Annotated in this window: 27 protein-coding genes; 10 read left to right on the top strand and 17 right to left on the bottom strand. The window is 68.1% G+C overall.

The genetic code is table 11. The features are described 5' to 3' along the window. Positions 1 to 159 precede the first annotated feature (159 nt). From ABZX90_RS35720 to ABZX90_RS35700, 5 genes are all read left to right on the top strand, one after another. Positions 160 to 309 (top strand): hypothetical protein, encoded by a 150-nt coding sequence (locus ABZX90_RS35720; protein ID WP_355212021.1) that lies wholly within the window; start codon positions 160 to 162, stop codon positions 307 to 309. Between the two features lie 342 nt (positions 310 to 651). Next, complete coding sequence (locus tag ABZX90_RS35715; RefSeq protein WP_351134235.1) at positions 652 to 1,074, top strand: nuclear transport factor 2 family protein; 423 nt, start codon at positions 652 to 654, stop codon at positions 1,072 to 1,074. Further along, positions 1,074 to 1,922 (top strand): NAD(P)H-binding protein, encoded by an 849-nt coding sequence (locus tag ABZX90_RS35710; RefSeq protein ID WP_355212017.1) that lies wholly within the window; start codon positions 1,074 to 1,076, stop codon positions 1,920 to 1,922. Before ABZX90_RS35715 ends, ABZX90_RS35710 begins: the two co-directional genes overlap by 1 nt. Beyond that, positions 1,910 to 2,032, top strand: a complete 123-nt coding sequence (locus ABZX90_RS35705) for a hypothetical protein (RefSeq protein WP_355212014.1) — start codon at positions 1,910 to 1,912, stop codon at positions 2,030 to 2,032. The genes ABZX90_RS35710 and ABZX90_RS35705 overlap by 13 nt, the downstream gene beginning before the upstream one ends. A 26-nt stretch (positions 2,033 to 2,058) precedes the next feature. Next, entirely contained in the window at positions 2,059 to 2,628 is a 570-nt protein-coding gene (locus ABZX90_RS35700) for a TetR family transcriptional regulator (RefSeq protein ID WP_351134229.1), read from the top strand. Between the two features lie 40 nt (positions 2,629 to 2,668). Here the strand turns inward: ABZX90_RS35700 and ABZX90_RS35695 are convergent, their stop codons facing one another. Next, on the bottom strand, positions 2,669 to 3,244 hold the full coding sequence (locus ABZX90_RS35695; RefSeq protein WP_351134227.1) for a TetR/AcrR family transcriptional regulator: 576 nt from the start codon (positions 3,242 to 3,244) through the stop codon (positions 2,669 to 2,671). Positions 3,245 to 3,347: 103 nt separating this feature from the next. On the opposite strand from ABZX90_RS35695, the gene ABZX90_RS35690 reads away from it, so the two are divergent. Beyond that, on the top strand, positions 3,348 to 4,121 hold the full coding sequence (locus ABZX90_RS35690; protein ID WP_355212010.1) for a DUF2306 domain-containing protein: 774 nt from the start codon (positions 3,348 to 3,350) through the stop codon (positions 4,119 to 4,121). A 115-nt stretch (positions 4,122 to 4,236) separates the two neighbouring features. Continuing rightward, positions 4,237 to 4,899: an MBL fold metallo-hydrolase gene (locus ABZX90_RS35685; protein WP_351134223.1), complete on the top strand. Its 663-nt coding sequence runs from the start codon at positions 4,237 to 4,239 to the stop codon at positions 4,897 to 4,899. A 99-nt stretch (positions 4,900 to 4,998) separates the two neighbouring features. Here ABZX90_RS35685 and ABZX90_RS35680 read toward each other — a convergent pair whose 3' ends face one another. The 3 genes from ABZX90_RS35680 to ABZX90_RS35670 form a co-directional block, all read right to left on the bottom strand. Next, positions 4,999 to 5,508 (bottom strand): DM13 domain-containing protein, encoded by a 510-nt coding sequence (locus ABZX90_RS35680; RefSeq protein WP_355212006.1) that lies wholly within the window; start codon positions 5,506 to 5,508, stop codon positions 4,999 to 5,001. A gap of 109 nt (positions 5,509 to 5,617) precedes the next feature. Further along, a complete protein-coding gene (locus ABZX90_RS35675) occupies positions 5,618 to 6,493 on the bottom strand; it encodes a hypothetical protein (RefSeq protein WP_355212003.1) in 876 nt (291 codons plus the stop codon). Positions 6,494 to 6,518: 25 nt separating this feature from the next. After that, complete coding sequence (locus ABZX90_RS35670) at positions 6,519 to 7,220, bottom strand: flavodoxin family protein (protein ID WP_355212000.1); 702 nt, start codon at positions 7,218 to 7,220, stop codon at positions 6,519 to 6,521. Between the two features lie 154 nt (positions 7,221 to 7,374). Between ABZX90_RS35670 and ABZX90_RS35665 the strand changes: the two genes are divergently transcribed. Continuing rightward, positions 7,375 to 7,701, top strand: a complete 327-nt coding sequence (locus tag ABZX90_RS35665; protein ID WP_355211997.1) for a hypothetical protein — start codon at positions 7,375 to 7,377, stop codon at positions 7,699 to 7,701. Here ABZX90_RS35665 and ABZX90_RS35660 read toward each other — a convergent pair. The 3 genes from ABZX90_RS35660 to ABZX90_RS35650 form a co-directional block, all read right to left on the bottom strand. After that, entirely contained in the window at positions 7,676 to 7,909 is a 234-nt protein-coding gene (locus tag ABZX90_RS35660; RefSeq protein ID WP_351134213.1) for a zf-HC2 domain-containing protein, read from the bottom strand. The genes ABZX90_RS35665 and ABZX90_RS35660 overlap by 26 nt on opposite strands. 4 nt (positions 7,910 to 7,913) lie before the next feature. Further along, positions 7,914 to 8,561, bottom strand: coding sequence for a sigma-70 family RNA polymerase sigma factor (locus ABZX90_RS35655; protein ID WP_355211993.1), 648 nt, complete (start codon positions 8,559 to 8,561; stop codon positions 7,914 to 7,916). 261 nt (positions 8,562 to 8,822) lie between these two features. Further along, positions 8,823 to 9,161 (bottom strand): hypothetical protein, encoded by a 339-nt coding sequence (locus ABZX90_RS35650; RefSeq protein WP_355211990.1) that lies wholly within the window; start codon positions 9,159 to 9,161, stop codon positions 8,823 to 8,825. Between the two features lie 429 nt (positions 9,162 to 9,590). Here ABZX90_RS35650 and ABZX90_RS35645 point away from each other — a divergent pair, with 429 nt between their 5' ends. Next, on the top strand, positions 9,591 to 10,145 hold the full coding sequence (locus tag ABZX90_RS35645) for an NAD(P)H-dependent oxidoreductase (RefSeq protein ID WP_351134207.1): 555 nt from the start codon (positions 9,591 to 9,593) through the stop codon (positions 10,143 to 10,145). Between the two features lie 734 nt (positions 10,146 to 10,879). Here ABZX90_RS35645 and ABZX90_RS35640 read toward each other — a convergent pair. Continuing rightward, on the bottom strand, positions 10,880 to 12,535 hold the full coding sequence (locus tag ABZX90_RS35640; RefSeq protein WP_355211987.1) for an ISAzo13 family transposase: 1,656 nt from the start codon (positions 12,533 to 12,535) through the stop codon (positions 10,880 to 10,882). A 223-nt stretch (positions 12,536 to 12,758) separates the two neighbouring features. After that, positions 12,759 to 13,040, bottom strand: coding sequence for a hypothetical protein (locus ABZX90_RS35635; RefSeq protein ID WP_355211984.1), 282 nt, complete (start codon positions 13,038 to 13,040; stop codon positions 12,759 to 12,761). A 288-nt stretch (positions 13,041 to 13,328) separates the two neighbouring features. Here ABZX90_RS35635 and ABZX90_RS35630 point away from each other — a divergent pair, with 288 nt between their 5' ends. Further along, the gene (locus ABZX90_RS35630; protein ID WP_355211981.1) at positions 13,329 to 14,309 is read left to right on the top strand and encodes an AsnC family transcriptional regulator; all 981 of its coding nucleotides are present in this window, start codon (positions 13,329 to 13,331) and stop codon (positions 14,307 to 14,309) included. A 344-nt stretch (positions 14,310 to 14,653) separates the two neighbouring features. Here ABZX90_RS35630 and ABZX90_RS35625 read toward each other — a convergent pair whose 3' ends face one another. From ABZX90_RS35625 to ABZX90_RS35590, 8 genes are all read right to left on the bottom strand, one after another. Next, positions 14,654 to 16,168 carry a GMC family oxidoreductase N-terminal domain-containing protein gene (locus ABZX90_RS35625; protein WP_355211978.1) on the bottom strand — a complete coding sequence of 505 codons (1,515 nt, stop codon included), beginning with the start codon at positions 16,166 to 16,168 and terminating at the stop codon, positions 14,654 to 14,656. Positions 16,169 to 16,282: 114 nt separating this feature from the next. Then, positions 16,283 to 17,647 (bottom strand): aldehyde dehydrogenase family protein, encoded by a 1,365-nt coding sequence (locus ABZX90_RS35620; RefSeq protein WP_355211975.1) that lies wholly within the window; start codon positions 17,645 to 17,647, stop codon positions 16,283 to 16,285. Continuing rightward, positions 17,647 to 18,747 (bottom strand): phenazine antibiotic biosynthesis protein, encoded by a 1,101-nt coding sequence (locus tag ABZX90_RS35615; protein ID WP_355211972.1) that lies wholly within the window; start codon positions 18,745 to 18,747, stop codon positions 17,647 to 17,649. Before ABZX90_RS35615 ends, ABZX90_RS35620 begins: the two co-directional genes overlap by 1 nt. A gap of 106 nt (positions 18,748 to 18,853) precedes the next feature. Then, positions 18,854 to 19,492: a phenazine biosynthesis FMN-dependent oxidase PhzG gene (gene phzG, locus ABZX90_RS35610; RefSeq protein ID WP_355211969.1), complete on the bottom strand. Its 639-nt coding sequence runs from the start codon at positions 19,490 to 19,492 to the stop codon at positions 18,854 to 18,856. A gap of 13 nt (positions 19,493 to 19,505) precedes the next feature. Beyond that, complete coding sequence (locus tag ABZX90_RS35605) at positions 19,506 to 20,339, bottom strand: PhzF family phenazine biosynthesis isomerase (protein WP_355211966.1); 834 nt, start codon at positions 20,337 to 20,339, stop codon at positions 19,506 to 19,508. Then, positions 20,339 to 20,692: a hypothetical protein gene (locus tag ABZX90_RS35600; RefSeq protein ID WP_351134189.1), complete on the bottom strand. Its 354-nt coding sequence runs from the start codon at positions 20,690 to 20,692 to the stop codon at positions 20,339 to 20,341. Before ABZX90_RS35600 ends, ABZX90_RS35605 begins: the two co-directional genes overlap by 1 nt. Further along, on the bottom strand, positions 20,689 to 22,554 hold the full coding sequence (locus ABZX90_RS35595; protein WP_355211962.1) for an anthranilate synthase family protein: 1,866 nt from the start codon (positions 22,552 to 22,554) through the stop codon (positions 20,689 to 20,691). Before ABZX90_RS35595 ends, ABZX90_RS35600 begins: the two co-directional genes overlap by 4 nt. Next, positions 22,551 to 23,174 (bottom strand): isochorismatase family protein, encoded by a 624-nt coding sequence (locus ABZX90_RS35590; RefSeq protein WP_355211959.1) that lies wholly within the window; start codon positions 23,172 to 23,174, stop codon positions 22,551 to 22,553. Before ABZX90_RS35590 ends, ABZX90_RS35595 begins: the two co-directional genes overlap by 4 nt. Positions 23,175 to 23,187: the final 13 nt, after the last annotated feature.

The raw sequence follows: 23,187 nt of genomic DNA, 5'->3' as shown, positions 1-23,187 counted from the left end.
TACAACGAGTACAAGACCCAGGACGAGAACCACCTCCTGGAGACCACCGGCAAGGAGCTCCGCAAGCTCATGTCGTGGGTGAACGACGACGAGGCATGAGGTACGACGACGGGGTCGGCCCCCTGGGGACCGACCCCCCTTGTTCCCATCCGTCCTGGTGTGCGCACTGCGGGACGCGGGGTGCTGGTCGACGTGGCGAGCGTGGCCGGCTACCAGCCCAACCCGCGCATGGCGCTCTACGGAGCGACCAAGGCAGCCGAGGGAGCATGGCGACGAGCAGAGCTGTGCGGAGGGGGGCTCCGGGAGTGAGCCGGCTCCCCAGTGGCTCCCGGCGCGGTGCGTGGGTTTGGTCGCCAGGGCGCTGAGGCGCGGCACGATGTCTACGTCCGTTGCCCGAAGTGGCAGCCGTGTCAAGGGCCGAAGTTCCGCGAGCCGCCGAACGGCCGGCCGCTGCACCGGTCGCCATCACCCTTGCGAAAACGGACTGGCGGTCCGTATGCTTCATCTATCCGGACCGCCAGTCCGTTTGGGCCGGGTGTCCCGTCGCGAGGGACCGTCGTTCCTGCTGTACGTGCCGAGCTTCTCGCGACGGCAGGTCGTGACCCGACGGTCCGGTATCGCTGCGTCTTCGAGCAGAACGGAACCTTGATCATGACAGTGCCCATGACAGCCGCGGAGCTGTACCGCCACGGTCTGCGACTGCTGCTGGAGAAGGACATTCCCGGCTGGGTGGACCTGTGGGACGAGGACGGTGTCCTGGAGTTCCCCTTCGCGCCCCCGGGATGGCCCGAGCGGCTGGAGGGGCGGCAGGCCGTCGCGGACTACATGCGCCACTACCCCGACCACATCGACCTTCACGACTTCCCCGAGGTGAAGATCCATCAGACCGCCGTTCCCGAGACGATCGTGGTGGAGATGCGCGGGGTCGGCCGCCTCGTGGAATCCGGCAGCCTCTTCGACATGACATACATCGCCGTGGTCACCGTCAAGGACGGGCGCATCACCTCCTACCGCGACTACTGGAATCCTCTCGCCGTGTCGCAGCCCGGCGTCGACTTCGTAGGAGCGAACTGATGAGTGCCTCCAGCGTCACCCTGACCATCGGGGCCACCGGCACCACCGGCAGCCGTGTCGCCGCCGGTCTGATCGCCGAGGGCCACCGCGTCAAGGCCGCCAGCCGACGCGCCACACCCGTCGAACAAGCCGAGGCGGTCCGCTTCGACTGGAACGACCCCGAAAAATGGGGCGAGGCCCTCGACGGCGTCGACCGCGTCTATCTCATCCCGCCCATCGGCTCCTCGGACCCGGCCACGGCCATGCTGCCCTTCCTCCGCCGGGCCCGCGACGCGGGCGTGCACCGCGCGGTGCTGCTCAGCTCGTCGGCGATCCCTGCGGGTGGTCCGGCGGTGGGGCAGGTTCATCAGGCATTGCCCGGCCTGTTCCAGCAGTGGGCGGTGCTGCGGCCCTCCTGGTTCATGCAGAACTTCACCGGCGCAACTCCCCATGCGCGCACCATCCGTGAGGACGGCGCGATCTGGACAGCGGCGGGGCACGGTCGCGTCGGGTTCGTGGACGCGGCGGACATCGCCGCCGTCGCCGTACGCGCCCTTACCGACGAACAGGCCCCGAACACCGACCTGGTTCTCACCGGGCCGCAGGCGCTGAGCTACCACGACGTCGCCGCGATCATCACCGAGGCCATCGGCCGGCCCGTGGTGCACCGGCAACTGACGTTCGAGCAGCTGCGGGACCGCTGGGCGGGCGAGATACCGCTGGAGTTCGCCACCCTGCTGGCCGGCCTGGACCGCGCCATCGCCGACGGCGCCGAGGACCGCACCACGGACACCGTGCGGCGCGTCACCGGCCGGCCTCCCGGCACGTTCCGTGCATTCGTCGAACGGGAGGTGTCATGCGGCAGTTGATGTTCCACGACGACCCCGCGCTCCAAGAAGGCGGTGACGCCCACTGCCACCCTGGCGCCGTCCGCCTGGCGGCAGCGCGTATCTTCGACTGGCTCGACGACACGATATGACCCGCTTCACGCGACAAGGAGGGCCCGTGGCCCAGCGCACAGAACGCGCGGACGCCCTGCGCAACCGCGAGGCCGTCCTGGCTGCCGCCGACGCCCTCTTCGCCAGGAGCGGCAGCCCCAAGAGCGTGTCGATGGACGACATCGCCGCGGCCGCCGGCGTGGGCAAGGGCACGCTCTTCCGCCGCTTCGGCGACCGTGCGGGCCTGATCGGCGCGCTCATCGCCTCCCGCCTCGAGCCGCTGCAGCAAGCCGTACGGGACGCGCAGGGGGCCGAAGGTTCGCCCCGGCAGCGAGTGAAGGACCTTCTCGATGCCTCACTGCGCTTCAAGATCGAGAACCGGAACCTGATGTCGGCCGCGGAGGACGCCGGACTCAGCAGCCCCTACCAGGCCGAACACTACGGATCGTGGCACGAACTCCTGCGCGTGGACCTGGACCAGGTGCCAGGGGTCCGCGATGCGGAGTTCACCGCACACGTACTGCTGGCCGCCATCCGCGCCGACCTGGTGGTGCATCTGATCGACGAGCGGAAGATGACGCCCGCGGCCCTGCGGTCCGCGCTCGCGGACCACATCGACACCGTCCTGAAGACCTGAGCCCGACCACAGGTCCGTAGCCCGGCGGCACCCCTGCCTTCTACAAGCCGAACATCGCCGACAGGGTGTTCGCTGCAAGGCTCTCGGGGGACTCGTCCAGGCCGAACCGCGGATGGGGCCGGCGCAGGCTGAGCACCGCGAGGCCGTGCAGGGTGGCCCAGATGGACCTGGCCATCAGCTCCGGTGACGGCCCGGCAGGGATGAGCGCGGCCGCCTGCGCGTCCACGACGGCCGCCAGAAGCACCTCGAAGGACTCGACACCGGCCGGGCTCGCGACCGGCCGACCACGGAACATGGTGACGAAGAGGTCGGGGTGGTCGTGCGCGAAGCGCACATACGCCCCGGCCATACGGAGCAGGCGCTCGCGCACATCGACCGCGCTCGCCGAGGTCCTCGCCAGGCTGTCGCGCAGCGTCTCGTAACCCTGGTCGGACACCGCGGCAAGGAGCTCGTCCCTGCCGCTGAAGTGACGGTAAGGCGCGGCGGTGCTCACACCGGCCCGGCGGGCGACCTCGTTGAGGCTGAACTGTTCGTGTCCGCGTTCGGTGAGGATCTCCCGCGCTCCGTCGATCAGCGTCTGCCGCAATGCTCCGTGGTGGTACGTCGCTCGAGCCATCAACTGCCTTTCCCTGCCGCCCACTTAATGTTACCGATTCTAACATCGGCTGCTATGTTAGAACCGTTTACATCGCAGAGGCGTGACGACATGAGGAGTTCGGATGACTTCCATCGCACCCCCCGCACAGAGCAACAAGAGCTCGCGGCACGGGAGTTCAAGATGGAGCTGGACCTGGGTGGCCTTCTCCTCGCTGGCCGTCTCCGGCTATTTCGTGGGTCAGTACGCCCAGGGCACGCTCGACTCGCTGGCGCACCGGGAAGTCGGCCTCGCGCCCGACTACGCCTCCCGTGCGCTGCCGATCCAGCTGACCTTCTACTTCCATATCGTCTTCGCCGGGCTGGCGTTGGCGCTCGGCCCGTGGCAGTTCGCCAAGCGACTGCGTGGGCGCCGCCCCCGAGTCCACCGGGGGATGGGCCGCGCCTACCTGGTCAGCGTCTGGATCGGCTCGGCCTGCGGGTTCGTGATGTCGATGTTCAGCACGGTGGGCCTGCTCGGGTTCTTCGGCTTCGGGTCGCTGGCGGTGCTGTGGGGATGGACGTCCTGGCGTGGCTACAAGGCCATCCGGGAGCGCGACATCCGCAGCCATCAGGCGTGGATGATCCGGAGCTTCGCGCTCACCTATGCGGCGGTCACCCTGCGGCTGTGGTTCGGGGTGCTGATCTTCGCCCAACTGCCCTTCATCCAGGGCGAGAACCGGTTCGACGTCGTCCTGACGGAGGCGTACGCCCCACTGCCCTTCCTGTGCTGGCTGCCCAACATCGTGATCGCCGAGTTGATGATCCGTCGCCGCGGCCTGCCGGCGCTGCACCTCACGACAGCCCCGGCAACCGGAGCCGGCAAGCGCTCAGGACAGGCCGAGGCCACCGCCCGATGACCTGCTCACCGCAGCCGTACGACCGGACGGCCAACCACCGTCGGCCGACGCACGGCACGCCCGGCACCACGCACGAACCTGCCCCGCCCGTCGTAGTCATTTCCCGGGAGAAGCCATGACCGTTCACACCGTCAAGAACGTCGCCTCGTCCGCCTTCCTCGTCACCGACGAGAACAGGGCCATGATCGTGGACACCGGCGTCGCCGGGCGGGCCCCCGCGATGCTCCAGCAGATCGCCGACGCGGGCCTGCGCCCCGCCGACGTCAAACTCATCCTGCTCACCCACCACCACGCGGACCACAGCGGTTCGGCGCTCGCTCTGCGCGAGGCCACCGGAGCACCCATCGCCATCCACCGCGACGACGCCGACCAGCTCCGCCGCGGCGGCCGGGTCGACCTGCAGCCGACCAGTGTCATGCCCCGGCTCATGAAGGTCATGCTGGCCAAGGCCGAAATCCCGGCCATCGAGCCTGACCTCGTCCTCGAGGACGCGGAGGACCTGACCCGTTTCGGAGGAATCGGCCGGTCCTTCGTGACCCCCGGCCACACCCCCGGATCGGTCTGCGTCCTCCTCCCCGACCACAGCATCCTGGCCGGCGATGCGCTCTCCGGCGGCATGATGCGAGCCCGCATCGCGCGCAAGCCGATGTTCGCCACGGACCTGGACGCCGCCGCCCGCAGCATGAGTGCCGTCGCCCGCCACGAGCCCACCACCGTGTACGTCGGCCACGGAGGCCCTCTGACGGCTCCGTCCGTCGCAGCACTCAGGGCCCTGTGAAACCACTCGTCATGCTGGACCTCATCATCAGGACAGCGCTTGGGCGAGCTGGTTGGCGAAGCTCCGGTTCCTGCCGCTTCTTTCCGCGACCTGGGTCTCTCAGGCGCGCTGCTCCAGCTCGGCCGCGCCGAACGACACGCTGAAGCGTTCGCACCAGATCGTCACCGTGGAGAACGTGTTCAGGTCGGTGCCCGGCGGGATCGCGTAGTTCTGGCTGCCCTCGTTGCCTTTGAGGTCGCCGAGGTCGATGTGCTTGCCGTCGTCGAGGTTGCCGCCGCCGTTCTGCTCGACCGGCTGGTCGGTGAGCCATACGTGCAGGGCCGGGCCGTCGGAGGTGCGCAGGTTCGTCAGGCGCAGTGCCGCCTTCTCGTCCGCGAGCCGCAGGATCTCCGCCGAGCCGCTGGTCTCGTGCTCGTGGGAGATGAAGTCGCCGGTCCCCAACTGCTCGGCCTGTACGGCCCCTTGCCGGCCGGTGGCCAAGGGAGCGGCCTCGTCCACGCGCGTCGTGGTGAACAGCCGCCAGGGCTGGAAGAGACAGAGCCCGACGGCCAGCGCGAGGACGATCACCGCGGTGCTGCCCCAGAGGACAAGGCGCTTGGTTCGGGACATGAGGTTTCCGTTTCCGTTTCTGAGAGAGCGAAGCCTCCGCCTCGACCGCGGCTGCTGTCACGTCGCGGTCAAGGCGGAGGCCGGATCCAGCAGGAGCATTTCGCCGACGTCAGTCCTGCTTCGCGGGGCGCAGGCGCTCGAGCTCGATGGAGAGCGTGGATTTCCCGCGGCGCAGCTCATCGGCCTCGTCGCGGATGGCATCGAGCCTGACCTCGAGCATGCCGACCCGCTCGCGGTAGCGCTCCAACTCGGCCCGGACGAACTCGGCGTCTGCCACCTGGCGGGCCGTCTCCGTGCGGATCGCAGCGGTTTCCTCGGCGAACTTCTGTTCTGCGGAGTCAAGTTGGGCGACGGCCATGTCGCCCGCCTCCTCAGCGAGCGTGGCGCGCCGCTCGGCGGCCAGGATGCGCTGGGCACAGGCGCGGGTGACGGTCTCGATCCGGGCCTCGGCCGCCGCGGAGTCCGTGATGATCGCCAGCTCTTCGATGTAGGCGGGCAGGTCGGTGGCGAGCCGGCTGATGAGCGCGACGAGGGCGTCGCGTGACTGCGCGGCACGGGTCCCGTCGACGCCCGGCATGGAGAGCTCGTCGGTTACGGATGCCATCGACGCCTGGTCGAACGCCTCGGTGGCGGGAGCCTGTCCGAGCTCCTGAGGTACCGCGGCCATGGCGGGCATCTGTCCGAGTGCATTCGGCGCCACTCCAGGAGCGGCGACCTGCTCGAAGGCGGCGTGCGAAGAAGGCTCGACGACCGGCTCCTGGCCGTCCTTCGCCTCCTCCTCGGCGGCCTTCTTGGCTGCGGCTGCCGCGCGCTTGTCCTCCTTGCGCTGTGTCCGCTTGGCGCGGAACTTCCTGAACGCGCCGAGCGCGTTGTGGTCGGGGTGCTCGCAATAGCGGGACGCCGGACCCTGCGCGTCGGGTGCGGGCGGCTCGGGCGGGTTGGTGCAGCCCGGGTAGGCACAGGTGGGGACAGTCTCGGTGGTCATCTTCTTTCAGCCTTTCGTTGCTGACTCAGCGATATTCCGGATTCTCAAAGTCGAACCGGCATCCGGCGTCCCACTGCGACCGCTGGTTCCCGTGCGCCGGAACGCCACCGGCGTCCTTGAGCAGCCGGGCCAGATGCATCAGGTTCCACGTCATGAACGTGGTGTTCCTGTTGGTGAAGTCGTTGGTGGGACCGCCGGAGCCCGCATCGAGATAGGAGGGGCCCGGCCCGGCCTCCCCGATCCAGCCCGCGTCCGCCTGCGGCGGGATCGTGTATCCCAGGTGCTGCAGGCTGTACAGGACGTTCATGGCGCAGTGCTTGGCGCCGTCCTCGTTGCCGGTGATCAGGCAGCCGCCCACGCGCCCGTAGTAGGCGTACTGACCGGCGTCGTTGAGCAGGCCCGAGCAGGCGTAGAGCCGCTCGATGACCAGTTTGGCGACCGAGCTGTTGTCACCCAGCCAGATCGGCCCGGCGATGACGAGGATGTCGGCGGCCATCACCCGCTGGTAGAGCGCCGGCCACGAGTCGCGCTCCCAGCCGTGCTCGGTCATGTCCGGCCACACCCCGGTGGCGATCTCATGATCGATCGCTCGTACGTGCTCGACCTCGACGCCCTGCTTCTTCATGATCTGCGAGCTGAGGTCGATCAGGCCCTGTGTGTGGCTGCGTTCGGGGCTTTTCTTCAGCGTGCAGTTCAGGAACAGCGCACGCAGGTCGTCATGGCTCATGCCCCCTCAGTGCGGCCGGCGAGCCAAGCGTTACAAGCGACTCTCGAACCGTTCGCGCCCGGGCCGGTCGGACCCTGGCGCCACATGTAACGCCCGGCCGCATTCGGATACTGAGCTGTTGCCGCAGCCCATGGCCAACAGCCGGAGGAGCACAGTGATTTCCAGAAGAAGCACGTTGCGCACCCTGATGGGCAGCGCGGCGGCCGCCGCTTCGGTCGTCGGAGCGACCGCGTTCACGGCACCGGCGCTCGCGGCCGATCGAGGACAGGGCGATGAGCGTTACGGGAACGGCGCAGCCACCATCTATGTGCAGAGCAACGCGGCCGACGGCAACGCCGTGCTCGGATTCCGGTCCGACGGATCGCCGATCGGATCGTTCGCCACCGGTGGTAAGGGAAGCGGCGCCGGCCTCGGCTCCCAGGGCGCGGTGACCGCCGGCGCCGACGAACTCTTCCTCAGCTCTGCTGCTGCCAGTCCTTGAACGCGGTCAGGAGCTTGCTCCGCGCTTCTCCCGAGATCGACTCGGCGGGAAGTTCGCCCAGTGTGGTGATGGTCCGCCGGAACTGGGCGAGATACGTCTCGCACCCGTCGCACAGGGCGAGGTGCTCGACGAAGCGGGCCTCTTCCTCCGCGGAGAGCGCGCCGTCGAGGAACGCCGTGACCAGATCCACGAATTCGTCGCAGTTCATGAGCTCAGGTCCTCCCGCTCCCGCCGTTGCGCAGCGCCAACGGCTGCGCGCCCGCGAAGTAGTCTTCCAGCCGGGCACGGACAGCGGCCCGCGCCCGGTGCAGCAGCACCCGCTGGTTTCCGGGCGAGATCCCAAGAAGTGAGCACACCTCCTGCGACTCGTACCCCTCGACGTCGCGCAAGGTGATGACGGTCCGCAGCCGAGCCGGGAGCTCGGCCAGCGCCGCTGTGATCACGGCCCGGGCCTCCCCGCGCAGCGCCTGCCCCTCAGGAGTCTCCCACGGCTTCGGTTTCCCACCGGATGTCCAGTGGCTCGGGTGCGGATCGTCGGCCGCCTGGAACCTCGACGGATCGACGGTCGGCCCCTCGTCCTCCGGCAGCAGACTCGTGAACGGCACCGTCCGATGTTCCTTGGCCCCGCGTGCCCGGGCGATGTTGACCAGGATCCGGTAGACCCAGGTCTTCAGCATCGACCTGCCCTCGAAGCCGTCGATCCCGCGGATCACCGCGAGCCACGTCTCCTGGACGACGTCCTCGGCAGTGGCCCGCGTCGAGACGAAAGACATGGCCAACCGCACCATGCCCGCAGACCAGGCGTCCAGTACCAGCCCGAAGGCCTCCTCATCACCCGCTTGGAGACGCGCTGTCAGCACGTCGTCGGGCGGAACTCCTGCGCCCCCCACAATCGCCCCCATGTCGGCGTAGTCGCCATGACGCCACGGCGCCATGTCCCCGGCGATTCTAGGACGGCCCGGCACCAGGCCCGAGTCGGCCCGGACAGGGGTCACCGTTCCGTAAGTCCCGTAGCCCCCAAAGCAATCGGATGTCACCGCAGTCGCCGGTGGACGTCCTGGAACAGCTCCTGGAGGCAAGGCTTGCCCTGCGCGGGTAACGGCGATTGGACGGGTAACGGGTCAGCCCGCGTCCGGTGCGTCGACGATGTCGCCGTCTTTGCTGAGCGTGTGAGTACGCCAGTACACGTCCCACTTGTCGTCGACCTGCTTCGGCACCTTGCCCTGCGGGTAGCGCACGAATCCTGCTGGTGGCTCCTTGCTGTCCGAGACACACGCGGAGCCGGTGGCGCCCACGGTCATGACGGGATACTCGCCGTTGCTACAGATGTCCTCCTGGTACTCGAAGCCGGAACATCCGGTGAGCGCCACGGCGGCTGCCGCGCTGGTGAGAGCAACAGCAACGACGCGGACCCTTCCGGGTCGGCTGACGGCGGTGGACCGGCTCGTTCTGCGGGGCATGGGCACGATTGTCTCCAGTCGGCTGGTGTGTCCCCACTCTCTCCGCCGGACAGCCGGCGAATCCTGAGCCCGGGTACTCAGCTGCGCTCGCGCGGATACTCAACTCGGCGAGTCCAGAGACGTGTTGCGACGCGGATCAGGTCAGCAGCTGTACGAAGGCGGCTGTGCGGCAGGGGCGTTGGGGCTGTGCGTGAATATCCACCACCCGGACGGTCGCCGGTGGAACGAGTCCGTCAATACTGCGTGACAAACGCCGCTCGGATCACCGACCGCCTTTACTTACAGAGACACAGCCGCTCGTTCCGAAACGATCGCCCTTTCAAAGCGCTCGAGAAGAACGCATGACCGCGGACACGCCCGACCCGCTCGCCAACATTGACAGTGAGGACGCACACGGGTTCGCGTCCTACACGAGAAATGGAACAGTCAGTGACCACCAATCGCACCCTCGTCATTGTCGCCCACCCGAACCTCACGGAATCCCGTGGCAACGCCACCTGGCTCGCCGAGATCAAGGACTTGGACAACGTCACCGTCCACGACCTCTACCAGACTTACCCCGATTTCAAGATCGATGCCGCACGCGAGCAGCAGCTGCTGCGCGAGCACGACACCGTCGTTCTCCAGTTCCCGGTCTACTGGTACAGCGTAACCCCGCTGCTCAAGGCCTGGTTCGACGCGGTGCTGGTTCACGGTTTCGCCTTCACCTTCGACGGTTCCCCCTCCGCGCTGCAGGGCAAGAAGGCTTGGCTGGCCGTCACGGTCGGCAGCACCCTGGAGACCTACGCCGCGGAAGGCCTCGCCCGACGGACCCTCGAGGAGTACCTCGCCCCGGTCGCTCAAACGCTGGAGTTCTGCCAGCTTGACTATCAGGGCTTTCACTCCGTCTACGGCATGATCTTCGACCCGTCGGACGAGGACATCGCCCTGAACGCCAAGGAATACCGCAGGCTCATCGCGACCAGTGAGACGCCGGTCGGCTGACCTCGATTATTCGTGAACCTCGATTCGTGAATTCTTCGAGTTTTCATGATTAATCACGATGCTTACTCTGGGGCCCAGCCCCAGGCCGCGCGTTCCTGCATGTCACCGCCGCTTCCTTCGCCGAACTCGACGGGAGTTCAGCGAAGGAAGCTCGACTCAGGCTCGGTGAAGCAGTCTTGAAACCCTACGGGCGGCGGCCGAACCAACTCCTCCTGTGCTTGCCGACAATGGCTGCGGCTCTCACGGCGTTCGGCGGCCTGGAAAGACGCGGAGATCCTTCTCTTTCGCCACCAGGTCGCGCTGCTCGAGCGTCGCGTGACCGCGCGCCCGAAGCTGACATGGGCTGATCGGGCGTTGTTCGCCGCGTTCCTGGCTCTGATACCTCGAGCCCGGCACGCGGGCCTGCGACTTCCCGTAAACCCCGCGACGATCCTCAAATGGCACCAGGACCGGGTGAAACGACGCTGGGCGGAGAATTCGCGGCGCAAGAACCCGGGGCGTCCGCGCCGGCATCCCTCGATCGCGAGGCTCGTGCTGCGCATGGCCCGCGAGAACGACGGCTGGGGGTATCGCCGCATCACCGGGGAGTTGGCAGGTCTCGGGATCACGGTGGCGCCCTCCACCGTCTGGGAGATCCTCAAGAGGCACGGTATCGACCCGGCCCCACGACGTAACGGACCGAGTTGGGCTACGTTCCTGCGCTCCCCGGCTGAGCCCTGGGAGCTGCCGGAAAATTACTTCGGGATCTTGGTGCTCTCCGGGACGAGGGTGTGTCCGGCGATGGCGGCGAGTTGCTCGGCGGTGGTCACGGTGATGGCACCAGTGGGTACGGTGTGCCCGAGAGCCGCGAGGTCGCGGCCGACGTCGCGGACGGCGGCGCCGATCATGGCCTTGGAGACGCTGAGGAGGGACGCCAGCGGCGGCTGGGGCAGGGACCAGCGGGTCTTGAGGACGCAGACCAAGAGGCGGTCGGCGATGGAGAGGTAGTGGCTGCCGGTGCCGGGGCCGGTCTTCTTGCCGGGGATGATCGGCGGGTGCTCGTCCAGGTAGTCGCGGTAGCGGCCGAGCAGAGTCTGCCAGGCGGCGGGCTCCATGCCGGTCAGGCTGGGATGGAGCAGCCATGCGGGGGCCTTGTCCCCCGCGGGGAAGCGGCCGAACTCCGGTGACGGGCGCGGGGGTTCGGGGCCAAGCGGTTCGGGTCGGATGCTGTAGTTCCAGGTGCCGTGCCACTCGTGCGGCTCCAGGGGGAGCCGGTCCATGACGTGGTCGGGAACGGTGGTGCCGGTCGGGTGGGCGCCGGGGTCGAGTTCGGCGCGGACGGTGAGCCCGGTGCGGGTCGTGGTCGCGCCGATGGTGTTGACGACGACTTCATGGCTGGTGAGCGGCCTGCCGCGCCAGTTGGTGCTGATCCGGGAGAACAGGCGGTGCTCGATCTTGTTCCACTTCGATGTCCCCGCAGGGAAGTGGCAGACCGTGACCTCCAGGCCGGCCGCGTAGGTGAAGTCGGCGAGCTCCTTCTTCCAGGCCCGCACCCGGTAGCCGTTCGCCCCGCCGGCGTCCGCGGTGATCAGCAGCCGGGTCGCGTCCGGGTAGCGGGCCCGTCCCTCCGCCTCCCACCAGCGGCGCAGAGTGGCCACGGCGAACGCCGCAGTGTCCCCGTCGCAGCCCACCGAGACCCACCCGGCGTCCGCGGCCAGGTCGTGGATCCCGTAGGGCACCGCCTTCTGCGCGGCCTTCTCCTGGAAGTCGTGCGCGCGGACCTGCACGGGCTGACCGGCGTGGTGCCACTCGCGACCGGCCACCGCGTAGTCGCCGGGCACCTCCTTCTTTTTGGTGTCCACGCTGATCACCGGCTCGCCTGCCTGCGTGAACTCGCAGACCTTGTCGTTGATGTAGCGGAACTGGGCGTCCCGGTCGGGATGCCGGGCACCCTCGGTGGTCCGCGAGGTCGCCTGCAGGGAGAAGCCCTCCTCCTTCAGCAGGGCGGCCACGGTGTCCGCGCCGATGCGGTACCCCTGAGCCGACAGCTCGGCGGCCAGTTTGCGGGTCGACTTGGTCGTCCACTGCAAGGGGGACTCCGGATCTCCGCGTTTCCCGGGCTCCACCAGCGCCAAGAGCGCTGCTACCAGGCCGGGGTCGTGCTCGCGCAGCCGCTTGCGCCCCGCCCCGGGCCGACGCACGCCCACCGAGGGCGACATCCCTGCGTCCAGTTCAGCCGCCCCGCGCGAGACGGTGTCCTCCGAAACCCCTGCGGCACGCGCCACCACACGGATCCCGCCGTGTCCCAGCGCCCGCGCATCCGCGCCGAGTACCAGACGCCGACGTCGCTCATCCAGATGCGGCAGCAACCGTGCGAACTTCTCCACCAGCGCCGCCTCGATCCCCGCCATCACACCGGGATCCTACGAGCCAACCACCCTACAGAACACCGAAGTTATTAATCGTCAGCTCCCTGGGCGGACCGCCGCACCCACGAAGAGCGAGAACATGTACACTCGCCCGAAGTATCGAACCTTTAGTGGATTCCGCCGACCGAGCCCTGGCGATGAGTCAGGACCCCGGCGAGTGACCTATGGTGTCCACTTCGTGGTGATGGTCATGGTCCGTAGTAGTTCATGAACTGGTCGGGGGGCTGGTGTAGTGGCTAGGGCTGGTGTAGTGGCAGCGGCTGCAGGCGATATTGCCGAATCGGTCGGCCTTGACCGCTTGGAATGCCAGGTCGTGCAGGGTGGAGGGGTTCCCCGGCAGGCGTACAGTGCGGGCCTGGCGGCGCTCCTCCTCGAAGGTGTCATCCAGGACGTGATGCCGGAACTCGGCGGACCAGTGCAGCTGTTGACGGACCGCCAGTTCGCTGGGTCTCGCGTCCGAGGCCGGCAGGCTGGTGATGCCGAACACGTATTCCTTAAATCACGATTGTGCGACTCCATGCCCGCGCGCCAAGTCCGGCAAAGCATGACCGATCACGAGAACTGGCTGACCACCACCATGGAACGGAACTCGCCGGGGCCCTGGTGACGAAAAACGCCGTCGCCGACAGCCAAGCCCATTGACGAGGTCCTGTCCCAGGCTATTTCGGGGGAAACCTGTGCCGCAAACCTTGCTGAGCAATCCTTGCTGAGCGTCCATGGCCCTAGACGGCCAGTGGGCGATTTTTCTGAGCCATCGGTCCCCGCAGTCGATGAATTGGACCACTGTATCATCCATGCCCTGCGTATCGACGGTCGGGCGCCGTTCAGCCGGATCGCCGAGGTTCTGGGCGTCTCCACGCAAACAGTCGCCCGTCGCTACGGGCGGCTGAGCAGCGAGCTGTCGCTACGCGTTGTCGGGGTGGTGAACCCGCGGCAACCATCAGGTGGTAAGTGGATTCTGAGGCTCACGGCCAGCCCGAACACCGCTCAGACTGTCGCGCAGAGCTTGTCTCGGCGGGACGACACCACCTGGGTGCGGCTCGTGTCCGGGGGAACCGAAATCTGCTTCGTCATGAACTCCGCGGCGCACCATGCGCTGCTGTTCCGCGAGATCCCTCGTGTGGCCAACATCGCCGAGGTGTCGGCGCACCGCCTGCTGCACACCTATCTAGGCGGTCCCACCGCATGGCAGGGGCACACTACCGCTCTCACCAACGAGCAGCAGGAACAACTGCGCCGAGCGCTCGACTCGTCGGATGACGCCGACGAGCCCAAGCTCCGCTCATCCCTGACCCAGGCGGACTGGCACCTGCTGGCCGCGTTGCAGAACAACGGCCGCATCAGCTACACGGACCTCGCCGCCGAGACCGGCCAGTCTTCCTCGACCATTACGCGCCGACTCGCTGCGTTGCAGGCCAGCGGCATGCTCACCTTCGACGTCGAGATCAGTGCGGAGGTATACGGCATCACCACGCAAGCCCTGCTGTGGATGTCGGTCGCCCCCGCGCACCTGAACCAGGTAGCGAGCACCCTGATCCAACACAGGGAACTAGCCTTCCTGGCCTCTACCACCGGCCCGACCAACCTGGTGGCCCTCGTCTTGTGCAAGAGTCCCAGTGAACTGCATGACTACCTGGCCGACAGGCTCAGCGCGCTGGACTCCATCCGCATGCTCGAAACAAGTCCTGTCCAGAGGACCCTGAAAACCTGCAGTCCGTTCCTGCACAGCAGCCCCAGACGTAGCAATTCAGCCTGACGCGGGTTCGGAGCCTCCATCAGTCGATCAAGTCCAGGGTTTCAGCAGTGTGCGAAATGTCGGGTGGCCCGGGGGAATCTCACCCCCGGCTCCCGCAGATCCGTAGCGTGAGCCTCCTTTCCTCGACCAGAGGTCTGATGACGTGGCCTGGCCTGCGTGAAGTGCGCCGAACCACCGCACCCATCGGATGCGGCGCTCGCCGCGCCCCGAGCCGGGCTTCCCTCGGCTGAACTCCCACCGAGTTCAGCCAGGGGAAGCGGCGGTGACGTGCGGGAACGCGGGGCCCGGGGCTCGGCCCCGGAATCATCAAGGTGAGTGGCCGGCCTCTCGGCAGCCCAGGGTCATCAGCGGTTGTAGACGAGGTTGGCGATGCGTTCGGCGATCATGATCGTGGTGAGGTTCGTGACGCTGGAGGGCACGTACGGAATGATCGAGGCGTCCACGACACGCAGAGCGGCGATTCCGTGCACGGCTCCGCGGGAGTCGACGACGGCCTGAGGCGAGTCGGCGGCACCCATGGGGGCGGTCGAGGTGGGGTGACCGTAGATGGAGAGGCCGGATTCGATCACCCGCGTCAGTTCCTCGGCGTCGTCGGGCAGTTCGCGCGGCATCAGAAGCCCGGCGAGCGACGGCGCGAGTGCCGGGTCACGGGCCAGATCACGGGCGATTCGTACGCCTTCGAGCATGCGTCGGCGGTCGCGCTCGGTGCCGAGGTAGTTGTGGTCGATCAAGGGCTGGGCAAGCGGATCGCGGCTTGTGAGGCGCACCGTGCCCTGCGCCTCGGGGAGCACGAGAGCCGTGGACAGGGCGATGACGCCGCCGTCGGGCATGAACGGAGCCCCGCCTGGATGCACGGCGACGACGTTCAGGTCGAGTTCACCGTCCGCGGCCTCGCTGGACGCGGTCCACAGCAGCGCGCCGAGGGCCGGAGCCATCTCCCCTCGCCCCGGGGCGAGGGCATGGACCGCGGGGCAGAAGGGGTGGTCTTGCAGGTGTTGTCCGACGGGTAGGTCGGCGAGGGGCTCGATGCCGAGCGACGCCAGTTCGCCGGCGGGGCCTATGCCGGAGCGCAGCAGGATCGCCGCGCTTCCGTAGGTCCCGGCGGAGAGGATCACCTCGTCGGCATGGTGCACGGTCCCGTCGGCGGTGACCACTCCGGTCGCACTGCCACCGCGGAACAGGACCCGGTCGACGGTGACGGCACCGTGCACCGTGAGATTCGGGCGAGCGCGCACCTCGGCGGTGAGGTAGACCAGTGCGGTGTTCTGCCGGATCCCGTCGAGGACGTTGACCGCGAAGGCTCCGACGCCGTCCTGCTCGGCACCGTTGAAGTCGGTGATCCGCTTGTGGCCACGGGCGACCGCGGCGTCGATGAAGCCACGATGCGCGGAGGTCAGCTCGGAGTCGGTCAGCTGGCGCACGGGCATCGGCCCGCTTCGCCCGTGGAACTCGTCCTCGCCGGTGGGGGTGTTCTCCAGGGCGCGGAAGTACGGCAGGACGTCGGCGAAGCTCCAGTCGTCGAGCCCGTTCTCGGCCCAGCGGGCGAAGTCGCGGGCGCGGGCACGGAGGGCGGCGCCGGCGTTGACGGCGGAACTCCCGCCCATCACCTTGCCGCGCAGGGCGATCATCGAGGGGGTCAGTCGTCCGCCCCGCGAGGTGTATCCCCAGTCGTGATCGAGATCGGCGATGCGGTTGGCGTCGAGCAGCGCGTCGGGGAACCGGGTGGGGCCGTAGTCCGGCCCGGCCTCGAGCAGCACGACGCGCCGGGCGGGGTTCTCGCTCAGGCGCGCGGCGAGCACCGCGCCGGCCGACCCGCCGCCGACGATCAGAACGTCGGCCGGTTCGACGGAGTGGGACAAGGTATGACCCTTTCGATCTCGCTGGAGTGGGAGGGAGCGTCCCGGTGGCGAGCCGCCGCGGGCGACATCGGAACCGCGCTCACGGTGCGAACGTGAGCGTTGCCGGAACCACTTTCAGTTCCGGATGACACCCTTGTTCCGCATGAGGAAGTCGGCCAGGTAGCCGTCGTGCGGTACCGAGGGATCCATCCAGTGGGTGAGCTGGCTTCCCAGGTACAGGTTGCTGATGGTCGGCTCGCCGAGCAGGCGGTCGATGAGCCGGCTGTCGTGGGTCATCGCGTTGAGCACGAGCGTGTTCTTCAGCGGTTCCGTGCCGGCCTCGGGTGTCCACGGCGCGATCCACACGCACGGGAACGGCAGTTCCACCCCTGCCTGCGGAGCGGCCGGATCGTCGAGTTGGAAGACGGCGGGCAGCAACGCGGCGCTCCCGTCCCCGAGTTCGCCCACGACGCCGTCGCCGCCGAGCCAGGGCCGGGCGCCGGCCGCCTTCTTGAGCAGGTGCGTCTCGATCGCCTTGGCGACCGCGACCGGCTGTACGGGGAGTACGGCCTTGTCGTCCTCGGGCGGCAAGGGGGTCGCGGCGGACAACCGCGCCGCGACCGCCTCGGCGAGCGGAGTCGGGTCGCCCTCCACGAAGACGGCTGTCGTGTTCACGCATCCGGTCCCGCCGTGGCCGCTCACGGACGAGACGATCACGTCCAGGTGGTCGCGCCAGTCCACGTCGGCCGTGATGAGGATCTTCGACCGGCCCGGCCCCTGCGGCAGCACCGTCGCGGCCTCGCCGTACTTGCGGGTCACCTCCTCGCCGCCGTACACCATTCCCAGGTCGGCGCCGCGCAGGATGGCGTCGGCACCGGCGTGGTCGGTGGGCAGGAGCACCACCTGGTCGTCGGCGAATCCCGCGCTCCGCAGTGCCGCCACGAGCCGGTGCGGGGTGAAGGGATCGCGGCTCGACGGGCGGACCGCGACGCGGTAGCCCAGCGCCAGTGCCTCCGGCCAGATGCTGTGGGTGCCGGGGTGGTTGCCCGCGGCGTGCACGGCGAACACGTCTCCGCGCCGTGTCCACACCGAACGCCCGGTCCGCGTCAGCGGATCGCGCCAGTTGTCGACCGCCCCCCGTGGGCGCGCGTACTGGACGCTCGCATGAGCCTTCGCCACCCGCTCGGCGACCGTCGTGGTCGCCGTGACGACGGAGGAGATCGGGACGCCACCGACCCTGCTGACAGCGTGTTGGTACTCCTCGACGGTCAGGCCGTCGATCGTCGCGGTCGCGAAGAGCTTGGCCGCACGGATCATCGCGTCGGCCCGTTCGTCGGCCGGCATGATGCTGCTCCGGCGCAGCGCCGCCATGGTGCGGTTGACGTACAAGGGCGGCACGAGGCTCAGTTCCGCGAGGGCAGTGCCTGCCACATCGGTGACCGTCTGTATGTTCCTGGAGCGGTAGGCACCCGTTGCTCCGAGCGCGGGCAGGTCGATCATCAGTAGACCCCCTCGATGACGTCCTCGTCCTCGAAGACCGCGACCGTGGAGATGTCGGCGACCGAGTCCCCGACCAAGCCGTTCACCTGCGGAATCCGAGTGGCGAGGTCACGTTCCAGGTTGCTGGGCAGCAGGAAGGACTTGCTGACGTGGTTGACCAGCACCCGGCCCCGCTCTCCGTAGGGCACCGGCTCAAGGCCCTTCGCATCGACGACCGTGAAGGTCACGTAGGGGGAGAACGAGTCGAAGACACACGGGTCGTCGACGGAGATCCCGGCGCGCTCGCCCGCGACCCCGATGATCATCGTGCTTCCGTACTCGCCGCACAGCGCGACCTCGGGGAACACCTCGGTCTTGAAGAGGTGCCGGGAGTCGGCGTCCATCTGAGTGCCTCCCCACCTGATGCACTTCACCCGCTCGTTCACCAGGGCGACAAGCTTCTCGTCCCTGGACAGCCGTTCCAGCAGCGGGGGCGTGATGGTGAGCAGGCCGATGTCCTGCGTCCGCAGGACCTCGGCGGCCTGGTCGATGAGGTGCTGGGCGTAGGCGTCGACCTGCCCGAACTGACCTTCGGCGATGAGCCGCTTCACCCAGCGCGGATCGAGGTCGATCGTGAAGCCGTGGCGGCCGTGCGTCACGGCGTGCTGCCGGAACAGGGTGCCCACGACGTGCGGCCCGGTCGGGATGATTCCCAGCCAGTTCCCTCCGCGCGGCACACCGTGACGGTCCAGGTTCGCGTTGCTCCAGCCCACCATGCGGTTCAGCCAGTCCCGCATCAGGACGACCCGCTTCGGGGCGCCGGTGGTGCCGCCGCTTTCGAAGAATCCGATCACGTCGGGCTGATTTCCGTATCCCCTGGGAATCAGGTCCTCGCCACGGACGTCACGAAGCTCCGCGGCCACGTTCGGGAAGAGCCGGAGGTCCTCGTGCGTCTTGACATCGGCTCGCGGATCGAAGCCGAGAGTGGCGGCTCGGTCCAGCCAGAACTTGCAGCCGGTCTCGGGATTGAAGTGCCACTCCATGGCGGCGCGGATGAACTCGTCCGGATCGGGCTGGACGTCGAACGGAAGATCCAGGATCTGGTCTGCGGTAAGAGGCATTGTCTCTTCCTCATGGAAAGGGTCGGGTGTTTCCGGGCACGACGACGACGCCGCCGAAGCGGTGAAAGGCGGTGAGCGCCAGGAGGGTTTGTCGAAGGAGCGGGGACTACGGTTGCAGTCGGCTCGTACGCCACTCGAGCGAGTCGCGGTCATAGCGCAGCCTGCGGTGCAGCCGGTCCGAGCTCGCGGACCAGAATTCGACGACGTCGGGCCGCAGCCGGTAGCCGACGAAGAACTCCGGCCGTGGCTGGGGCTCCCCGGTCAGTTCCAGGCTGCGTGCCCTGGCGCGCAGAGTCTCGACGTCCTCCAGCGGCTCGCTCTGCTCGGTGACCGTCGACATGGCGTGCAACGGAATCGGCCGGGCGGACCACAGGGCGTCCGACTCGGCGTCGGGCAGCAGCTCGACCGGACCGGAGACGATGATCTGCTGACCGGTCTCTCGCCAGTACAGCAAACCCGACGCCCACCCCGTAGCAGCGATTTCACGTCCCTTCTGGCTGCAGCTGTGGCTGCTGAACACCAGACCGAGGTCGGTGACCTCGGTGATGGCGACCACCCGGTTGGAGGCGCGGCCGCGGGAGTCCGCGGTGGCCAGCGCCAGCGCGCTGGGCTCGCGGACTCCGATTTCCCGTGCCTGGGAAAGCCAGCTGCGCACGAGCTGGAGAGGCTCCGCCGGCGGCTTGTCGTACTCGGGGAAGGGGAGGTCGACCTTCCCGCTGAGGGACTCGAATCCACTTGCGTCCATGAAAGGCCCCCCGCTAGACATTGATTGTTCCCTCGGCAACCAGGACGGCGTGCCCGCCGACGTGGACCGAGCTGATTGACTCGCCGACCCCTTCGGCGGTCGCCCTCATGACCGACGGGCGTCCCATTTCCACGCCCTGGGTAATTTTGATCTCCTGCCCGTACTCGGCGAAGCCGTGTCTGGCCAGATGAATCGCGAGAGGCCCGGCAGCGGAACCGGTCGCCGCGTCCTCGACCACGCCGTAGGCGGGGGAGAACATCCGCGTCCGCCAACCCCCGTCCGCCTTGGCGAAGCAGTTGGCGGCCATGTCGGGGAAGCGCGAGAGGGCGCGGTGATCCGGGTGGAGAGCGGAAAGCGCCTCGACGTCGCTCAACCCCACGAACACGTGACGCGGCCCGTTGTGGTAGATCTCGACCGGGGCCGTCGATGACCCGACCCCGAGTGCGGCCAGGAGCTCCGTGGCGAGATCGTAGGGCTTCGAACTGGGAACCGGCTGCTCCATCTGGACCCACGCGGCACCGTCGCGGGTGCCCAGCTCGAACGGGATGACACCCATCGCGGTCTCCAGCAGCAGCCTGTCGCGGCCCCAGGTCCGACCGAGCGCGAAGGCTGTACCGAGCATCGGGTGCCCGGCGAACGGCAGTTCGTTCACCGGGGTGAAGATCCTGATCCGTGCGTCGCCGTCCTGCTCGGCCGGCAGCACGAAGGTGACCTCGGAGAGGTTCATCTCCTTCGCGATGCGTTGCATCGTCTCACCGGTCAGATCCTCGCTGTCGAAGAAGACGGCGACCGGGTTGCCCAGCAGGGGCTCGCTGGCAAAAGCGTCTACGACCATGTATCGGTGCATTACGGGCGCTCCAGGGCTTGTGCCGGTACCGAGGGCCCGGCGGAGAAGGCGAGGCCGAGCGAGTCGATCCCCTCGGCCACCGCTGCGACGTCGAAGCCGGCGCGGTGGTCGGGTGCGTACCCGATCAGCTCGGCCGCCCGGTTGGGGGGCAGCTGCTGATCTGCCGGAACGTCCGAGTCCCACCACATGACCGCGCCCCAACGGCCGCGTTCACGGTCGGCGATCCACAGCTTCAGGCGCAGTCCCTCGACCTCGTGCCACGGCTCGACGGAGCCGTCACGAAGATCCTTCTCCAGGGATTCGATGGTCTGGTGGGACCTGGCCAGGTCCCACCAGACGACATCCACTCTCATCGGCCGAGCACCCCCTGTATCGCCTCTCTGATGATGCGCGGGCCGTCGACGGTGAGCACCGACTCGGCGTGGAACTGAACCGAGGCGAAGCCCGGCCCGCGTAGCGCGTTCACCTCGCCGGTCTCCTGGTCCCGGCTCACCTCGACCACGCCGATCCCTTCGACGGTTCGCTCGCTCACCGCGCTGTGCCCGGCGAACGTGTTGTAGAAGCCCACTCGTTCGGGCACGCCGAACAGTTCGATCTCACGCTGCACGCCCTGGTTGGGTACCTCGCGGCGGTGCAGCTCGAAGCCGAGCTTCGTGCTGAGCACCTGATGGCTCAGGCACACGGCCAGCATCGGCCGGCGACTCGCCAGCGCGGTGTCGATCGACTGCCGCAGCTTGGCGATCTTGGGGTGGGAGGTCATCCGCGGATCTCCCGGACCGGGACCGAAGACCGTCAGGTCGTAGGCCGCCACGTCGTACGGCTCGTCGAAGCGGCGGACCTCCACGGACAACCCCAGTGACCGCAACTGCTGGTCGAGCATCGCGGTGAAGGTGTCCTCCGCGTCCACGACCAGTGCCGTCATGCCGTCCAGCGAGGCCCCGGCCGACGGGCGGTCATCCTTGTCCCGGAGCCAGAAGCCCGCGATCCCCTCGTTGCGGCGCTCCAGGGCGGCGCGGACCTCCGGGTCGGCCGCGTAGCCGGATGAACGGTCGGACTTGAGCGCGTTGAGCAGGGTCGCCAGCTTGCTGTGGGTCTCGGCGGCCTCAGCCATCGGGTCGGAGTGGCGCACCAGTGTGGCCCCCACGGAAATGTTCATCCGGCCGCCGGGATCGATGTCGGCCGTCCGGATCAAGATCGCCGAGTCAAGTGTCTGCTGTCCGGCCGCGTCCCGTCCGATCAGCGCGGCGACCCCGCTGTAGTAGCCGCGTCCTTTCGGCTCGTAGCGCGAGATGACCTTGGCGGCGCTCTCCAGCGGGCTCCCGGTGACGGTCGGGGCGAACATCGTCTCGTGCAGGACCTCGCGCACATCGCGGTTGGTCCTGCCCTCGATCAGGTATTCGGTGTGCGCCAGCCGCGCCATTTCCTTCAGGTACGGCCCGTGGACGCGCCCGCCGTCATCGCACAGCCGGGCCATCATCTTCAGTTCCTCGTCGAGGACCATGTAGAGCTCGTCGGTCTCCTTGGTGTCGGCGAGGAACTCCATGACCCCCTGCAAGCTGGGGCCGCCGGACGGATACCGGTACGTGCCGCTGATCGGGTTCATGACGGCCGTGCCGCCGACGAGCGAGACGTGGCGCTCCGGTGTCGCACCGACGAGAGTGTTGCGGCCGGTGTGGATGATGAAGGTCCAGTAGGCCTTCTCCTCGCGCTCCAACAGCCGCCGGAAGAACGACAGGGCACTGGTCAGCGAGTAGTCGCCGATGTCCGCGACGAACGAGCGCTTCATCACGAAGTTGGCGCCCTCGCCGGTGCCGATCTCCTCGGTGACGATCTGACGCACCATCTGTGCATAGGCGTCGTCGTCCACGTCGAAGTGTCCGTCGGTCAGTTCCGTCGGGGCCTGCGGGAAGCCGGCGAGCGCTTCGGCGACCGGCACCGTGTCGCGAGCGGTGAGGCTCATCGCGAGCAGGGGCGTGGCGTCGTCCCGCGCGGCGAAGCCGCGATCGGCCAGCTGCCGGTAGGGGACGAGCACCAGCGTGTCGAGCGCGGGATCCGACCCGGAGTCGTCGGCCAACGGGATGTCGTCCAGCGACTTGTACTCGGTCACCTGGCCGGTCAGGATGTCCAGCGTGCCGGGGGAGCCGCTTTCGGGACGGTGGATGATCGCGAAGGCGGGGAGTTCCAGCGCGAGAACCTGCTCAAGCAGGGCGCTCATGCGAGCACGTCCTCGGTTCGGACCACCATGGCGCAGCACCGTGCCGCGTATTCGAGGGTCATCTTGTGGCGGTCTTCGGAGAAGTCGCCGAGCGCGTCGGCGACCAGGAAGGGCTGGACGTCGTTGGAGAACGCCTCCAAGGCGGTCGACAGCACGCCGATGTGCGCGTAGACGCCGCAAATGATCAACTGGTCACGCTGTAGCGCGCGCATGCGCTGCAGCAGCTCCGACCCGAAGAACGCGCTGTAGCGCCATTTCGTGCTCACCCAGTCGTCCGCGTCGGGTTCGAGTTCGGGAACGACCGCGCGTTCGGTCTCGTCAGTGCGCATACCAGGGCCCCAGAAGTCCTTCAGGAGCCCACGCTGCCCGTCCGTCATCCCGCCGGGCTGGGCGGTGTAGGCCACCGGTACCCCCAGCGCTCCGCAGCGCTTCTTGAGGTCGGCGATGTTACTCACCAATTCGCTGCGCATGCCTTCCTCAAAGGGCTTGAGGAAATAGCTCTGCATGTCGTGGATGAGGAGCACCGCCCGATCCGGGTCGACGGTCCAGCGCACGGTGTTTTCCGGCAGCGCATCCCTCGGCGGCAGTCTGTAAGGCGCGATCGGCGGTATTCCCGTCATCACAAGGCTCCCT

The sequence above is a fragment of the Streptomyces sp. NPDC002935 genome (genome assembly GCF_040611295.1).
Lineage (GTDB): Bacteria > Actinomycetota > Actinomycetes > Streptomycetales > Streptomycetaceae > Streptomyces.
This window is presented reverse-complemented; position numbering and strand designations above follow the sequence as displayed.

Coding starts and splice junctions, on each gene's coding strand:
- ABZX90_RS35615 (WP_355211972.1), bottom strand. CDS start 18,747: ATGCCTCTTACCGCAGACCAGATCCTGGATCTTCCGTTCGACGTCCAG.
- ABZX90_RS35715 (WP_351134235.1), top strand. CDS start 652: ATGACAGTGCCCATGACAGCCGCGGAGCTGTACCGCCACGGTCTGCGA.
- ABZX90_RS35660 (WP_351134213.1), bottom strand. CDS start 7,909: ATGAACTGCGACGAATTCGTGGATCTGGTCACGGCGTTCCTCGACGGC.
- ABZX90_RS35705 (WP_355212014.1), top strand. CDS start 1,910: ATGCGGCAGTTGATGTTCCACGACGACCCCGCGCTCCAAGAAGGCGGT.
- ABZX90_RS35600 (WP_351134189.1), bottom strand. CDS start 20,692: ATGAGAGTGGATGTCGTCTGGTGGGACCTGGCCAGGTCCCACCAGACC.
- ABZX90_RS35680 (WP_355212006.1), bottom strand. CDS start 5,508: ATGTCCCGAACCAAGCGCCTTGTCCTCTGGGGCAGCACCGCGGTGATC.
- ABZX90_RS35690 (WP_355212010.1), top strand. CDS start 3,348: ATGACTTCCATCGCACCCCCCGCACAGAGCAACAAGAGCTCGCGGCAC.
- ABZX90_RS35605 (WP_355211966.1), bottom strand. CDS start 20,339: ATGCACCGATACATGGTCGTAGACGCTTTTGCCAGCGAGCCCCTGCTG.
- ABZX90_RS35685 (WP_351134223.1), top strand. CDS start 4,237: ATGACCGTTCACACCGTCAAGAACGTCGCCTCGTCCGCCTTCCTCGTC.
- ABZX90_RS35710 (WP_355212017.1), top strand. CDS start 1,074: ATGAGTGCCTCCAGCGTCACCCTGACCATCGGGGCCACCGGCACCACC.
- phzG (WP_355211969.1), bottom strand. CDS start 19,492: ATGGACGCAAGTGGATTCGAGTCCCTCAGCGGGAAGGTCGACCTCCCC.
- ABZX90_RS35595 (WP_355211962.1), bottom strand. CDS start 22,554: ATGAGCGCCCTGCTTGAGCAGGTTCTCGCGCTGGAACTCCCCGCCTTC.
- ABZX90_RS35670 (WP_355212000.1), bottom strand. CDS start 7,220: ATGAGCCATGACGACCTGCGTGCGCTGTTCCTGAACTGCACGCTGAAG.
- ABZX90_RS35695 (WP_351134227.1), bottom strand. CDS start 3,244: ATGGCTCGAGCGACGTACCACCACGGAGCATTGCGGCAGACGCTGATC.
- ABZX90_RS35650 (WP_355211990.1), bottom strand. CDS start 9,161: ATGCCCCGCAGAACGAGCCGGTCCACCGCCGTCAGCCGACCCGGAAGG.
- ABZX90_RS35675 (WP_355212003.1), bottom strand. CDS start 6,493: ATGACCACCGAGACTGTCCCCACCTGTGCCTACCCGGGCTGCACCAAC.
- ABZX90_RS35590 (WP_355211959.1), bottom strand. CDS start 23,174: ATGACGGGAATACCGCCGATCGCGCCTTACAGACTGCCGCCGAGGGAT.
- ABZX90_RS35620 (WP_355211975.1), bottom strand. CDS start 17,647: ATGATCGACCTGCCCGCGCTCGGAGCAACGGGTGCCTACCGCTCCAGG.
- ABZX90_RS35640 (WP_355211987.1), bottom strand. CDS start 12,535: ATGGCGGGGATCGAGGCGGCGCTGGTGGAGAAGTTCGCACGGTTGCTG.